We start from the raw sequence: 3,801 nt of genomic DNA, 5'->3' as shown, positions 1-3,801 counted from the left end.
CCTTGAGGCCGCCGCCGTCGTAGACGTGGTACATCGCGTCGGCGCGGTCATCGGGCAAGGTCGGTGCCGCATGGGCCACACCCGTGGCGAGCGCTCCGCCGATCAGGCCGGCAGCATGCACGCGGTTGCGGCGCAGCGCGGCCAGCAGGCGCAACAGGGCGCGCCAGGCATGCACCACCGAGCGCCGCCAGAGCGGGCGCGCTTCAGTTGCAGCCACAGCCGCCCCCTTGCACGCCTGTGGCACCCCGGCCGCCCTCACGCACTTCGCGCACATGCTCGTAGTGCTTGTCGGACATGCCGTTGCGCGAGAACTGCATGATCGGCGAGGCCAGGCGCTCGCGTTCATACGGCTTCACCCACGGCTCGATGCTGCCGCACCCCGACAGCAACAGCACGCAAGCTGCGAGCGCTGCGAGACGGGCTGATGACAGAAGCTGCGGCATGTTCATTCCTTCAGCAGGTCGCGGATCTGCTTGTCGTACAGGTCTTCGTAGCCGTCTTGGTAGCCACGATGCACGAAGCGCACCTTGCCGCTGCGGTCGATGACCATGGTCGAGGGCATGCTGTTGAGGTCGTACAGGCGGCTCACCTTCTTGTCCGTGTCGAGCAGCACGGGGAAGTTGACGCCCAGCTTGGCCGACAGGTCGGCGGCGTTTTTCACGTTGTCGTCGACGTTCACGCCCATCAGCACCAGGCCCGAGCTCTTGTACTTGTCGGCGATGCGATTCAGGTGCGGCATTTCCTTGCGGCACGGGCCGCACCAGGTGGCCCAGAAGTTGACCAGCACCACCTGGCCACGCTGCTCTTGCAGGCGCATGTTGCTGCCGCTCAGGGTGCGCAGGGTGAAGTCAGGGGCGGCGGTGCCCACGGTGGCCACTGCGCTCGCCAGCGTGGCGGTGGCCGCCAGCAGCATGCCCACAGCGGCGCGCATGGCGTGCAGGGAGAAAAAGGTTTGCGAGGTCGTCATGAAGCACCTGTCAGAAGAAGAAGGTTGCACCCAGGGTCATCTCGAGGTTCTGGGTTCGCTCGCGTTTGCCGAGCAGGTCGAGTTCGAACATGTGGTTGCGCATGTCCACCTGCAGCGCGGCCCAGTCGGCCAGGAACACGCGCGCGCCGAATCCGAAGTTGAAAGTCTGCTTGCGCTGGTTGTCAAAGCCGATGCGCAGGCTGGTGTTGCCGATGCCGCCAATGATGTAGAGCGCCGAGGTCTTGGCCCAGTTGCGCCCGATGAACACCTCGCCGGGCAGCACGTTGTAGCCAATCGACAGGTTGTAGTACTTGAGCTTTTCTTCGGCTGAAATGAAGATGCCGCCCGGCAGGATCTGGCGGAAGGCTTCGTCGCTGACCTTGGTCTGGCCGTAAGTGCCTTCGACGAAGAAGTCTTCGGTCACGTGGTAACCCAGGCGCACGCCGCTCACCGAGTTGGAGCCGAAGTTCTGGGTGGAATAGGTGCCGGCAAACAGGCCGAGCTCGAAGTCGTTCGACGGGATCTTGGGCACCTTGACATTGCGCCGGTCGACCTGCGGCACGATCACTTGCTCGTTGGCCGGCTTCTGATCCTTCGTGTCTTTTTCGTCAGCCGCGCGGGCGCCCGTGGCCGCAGCCACGAGGGCAGCGATCAGCAGCAGGTAGGCAAATGGCTTGATGTGCATGGGGTCGTCCGTTAGAGCCCGTCAGAAGAAGAACGATATGCCGGCCGCGACCGCCCGGTACTCGCCCACACGGGTTTCGCCAAGGAAGGCGGTGTAGAAGGTGTAGTCGACGCGGGCCACAAAACGGTCGGTGACGTGGTAGCGCAGGCCGACAGCGGCGTTGGCCATGTTGACGTTGGTCGTTTGTGCGCCCACCAGACTGGCATTCGGGATGTTCTTGAACTTGCCCACGCCGATGCCGAGAAACGGCGACAGGCGGCGGTGCGACCAGGGCTCGGAGTTGAGGTTGATGTGCCAGAAGTCGGTGCCGGAAAACACACCCTGCACCTGGCCGATGGTGGCTTCGAACGACAGCGTGTCGGAGACGCGGTAGCCGGTCCAGACCTTGAGCAGCGGCTCTTTCTTGAAGCGGCCCCAACCCGCGCCCATCTCGAGCTTGCGGGCGAGGTAGTCGTCGAGCAGCACGTCGCGAAAGGTCTTCACGCGGCCAGCTTCGGTGAGGGTGCGCTCCAGTTGCTGGCGAACCACCCAGCCCACCGTGCCCTTGGCCGTGCGCACCTTGAACCAGTCGGTGTGGCGCGACTCGATCTCGATCCAGTCTTCGCGCTCGACCACATGGAACACCGGGAAGCCACGGCCCGGCCCGGTGCGTACCTCGAGGTAAGGGTCGGCCACTTTCAGTCGCTCAAGCGGCGCATCGGCCGCCTGGGCGGGTGCCACAGCCAAGCCAGCGCCCAGAAACAGGGCGCCCGAGAACATGACCTTGCGCAACACAGTCAGACCCGCGAACAGAAAGCTCATTGGGTGGGACACGCCCCTGGGGCCGGGTCGTAGCTGAACTCGCTCTGCCCCACCGGCGCGGGGTGCGTCATCCAGTACATCAGCAGCCTGACATTGGTGTCGAGGTCAGACTCGAAGATCAAGCCTCCGCCGTGCAGCACGTTGCGCACCAGCGGCTTGGAGATGAGGCGACTCTGGGAGATGGCGGTGAAAACCACCTCGCCCTGAGACGAGTAGAAATTCTTGTACATGTCCGTGCCGCGGATCACGTCGGCGGTGTTGGCCGGGTTGGCCAGGTCGACCACCGCGGCCGAGGCGATGACCCGGAAGGCGCCGCCCGTGCCCGCCGCGTTCTCATGGCAGCCGGAGCCGGCACAGGTGTTGGTGGTGGCGGTGCCCGGGATGGGCAACTGCGCGATGAAGATGGGGTTGATGCAGCGCTGGAAGTAGGCGAACGACAGGCTTTGCCCGCCGCGCGCCTCTTCGTTGTTCACATTGGGTGGGTTGCCGAGCGGGCTGCCGCCCCCGCACCCCGTGCCCAGGCCGAGCACCGCGGCGCACACACCTGCCCACTTGAGGAGCGTGGGCGCGGGCCGCGTTGAAACTTGCTCTTGCGTCATCGGCATCCCGTGGCAATCCAGGCCGCGATGGTGTTGTAGGCCGTGCTGCCCACCGGCAACACCGCCGCCGTGCCACCCAGCGGGTGCGGCGCCGTCGACGGCCTGCTGAGCAGGTAGTTCGAGCTGGCGACGCAGGTGTCGGAGATCATCGACAAGGTCACGTTGAAATCACCCTCGGCGCTGCCCGTCAGCACGAAGCGATTGTCGCGGAAGGCGGTGCCCGTGGGGGTGCCTTCGTCGCTGCCCACGGCCTGGTGGCAGCTGGCCGCGCAGGTCGAGCGCAGGATCGGGTGGATCGTGGTCTCGAATGCCGACTCGCTCAGCCCATTGACCGAGCGCACGCCGCCAGCCGGGTCGAACGGGTCGTTGTAGTACTGGCCGCCCAGGTCCATCCACACGACCAGCACACGCTTTTCAGCGGCATTGAGCATCGTGGCGTGGTTGATCGTTGGCGTCGGGTACTCGGTACGGGCGCCGGCGCTGGCGAGCAAGGTTTCGCCGAACAGGATTTCGGTCAGGCGGCTCTTGCGGGCGATGCCGGCCGAGTTGGCAGCGCCGGAGCTGGCTTCGACCAGCGCTGCGCCACGCACGATCATGGGCACGCCGTTCTCCAGGCGGATTTGCGGCAGGCCCGTGGTTGCATCGATGACGGGGTCACCGAGCATCAGCTCTTCATAGGACGTCACGCGGCCGGTGCCGGACGTCGTGCCACGCAGGTCGAGCGCGGCCGAGTCGGCGTGGCAGCCGGT

Annotated in this window: 5 protein-coding genes and 2 pseudogenes; all 7 read right to left on the bottom strand. The window is 65.6% G+C overall.

The annotated features are described in order from the left end of the window. Nucleotides 1-217: pseudogene (locus RMO40_RS24570) on the bottom strand (hypothetical protein); the annotation flags it as partial. Further along, nucleotides 204-443: a DUF4266 domain-containing protein gene (locus tag RMO40_RS24565; RefSeq protein ID WP_309726435.1), complete on the bottom strand. Its 240-nt coding sequence runs from the start codon at nucleotides 441-443 to the stop codon at nucleotides 204-206. The pseudogene RMO40_RS24570 and the gene RMO40_RS24565, both read right to left, overlap by 14 nt. Nucleotides 444-445: 2 nt before the next feature. Beyond that, nucleotides 446-967, bottom strand: a complete 522-nt coding sequence (locus RMO40_RS24560; RefSeq protein WP_309726432.1) for a redoxin domain-containing protein — start codon at nucleotides 965-967, stop codon at nucleotides 446-448. 10 nt (nucleotides 968-977) lie between these two features. Continuing rightward, entirely contained in the window at nucleotides 978-1,652 is a 675-nt protein-coding gene (locus RMO40_RS24555) for an outer membrane beta-barrel domain-containing protein (RefSeq protein ID WP_309726430.1), read from the bottom strand. Between the two features lie 21 nt (nucleotides 1,653-1,673). Next, nucleotides 1,674-2,453 carry an SH3 domain-containing protein gene (locus tag RMO40_RS24550; RefSeq protein WP_309726429.1) on the bottom strand — a complete coding sequence of 260 codons (780 nt, stop codon included), beginning with the start codon at nucleotides 2,451-2,453 and terminating at the stop codon, nucleotides 1,674-1,676. Then, nucleotides 2,450-3,052 (bottom strand): hypothetical protein, encoded by a 603-nt coding sequence (locus RMO40_RS24545; RefSeq protein ID WP_309726427.1) that lies wholly within the window; start codon nucleotides 3,050-3,052, stop codon nucleotides 2,450-2,452. Before RMO40_RS24545 ends, RMO40_RS24550 begins: the two co-directional genes overlap by 4 nt. Then, nucleotides 3,049-3,801, bottom strand: a pseudogene (locus RMO40_RS24540) (hypothetical protein); the annotation flags it as partial. The pseudogene RMO40_RS24540 and the gene RMO40_RS24545, both read right to left, overlap by 4 nt.

The organism is Rhizobacter sp. (genome assembly GCF_031412075.1).
Lineage (GTDB): Bacteria > Pseudomonadota > Gammaproteobacteria > Burkholderiales > Burkholderiaceae_C > Rhizobacter.
The sequence above is the reverse complement of the archived record's forward strand: the minus strand, read 5'-3'. Positions and strand labels throughout refer to the sequence as shown.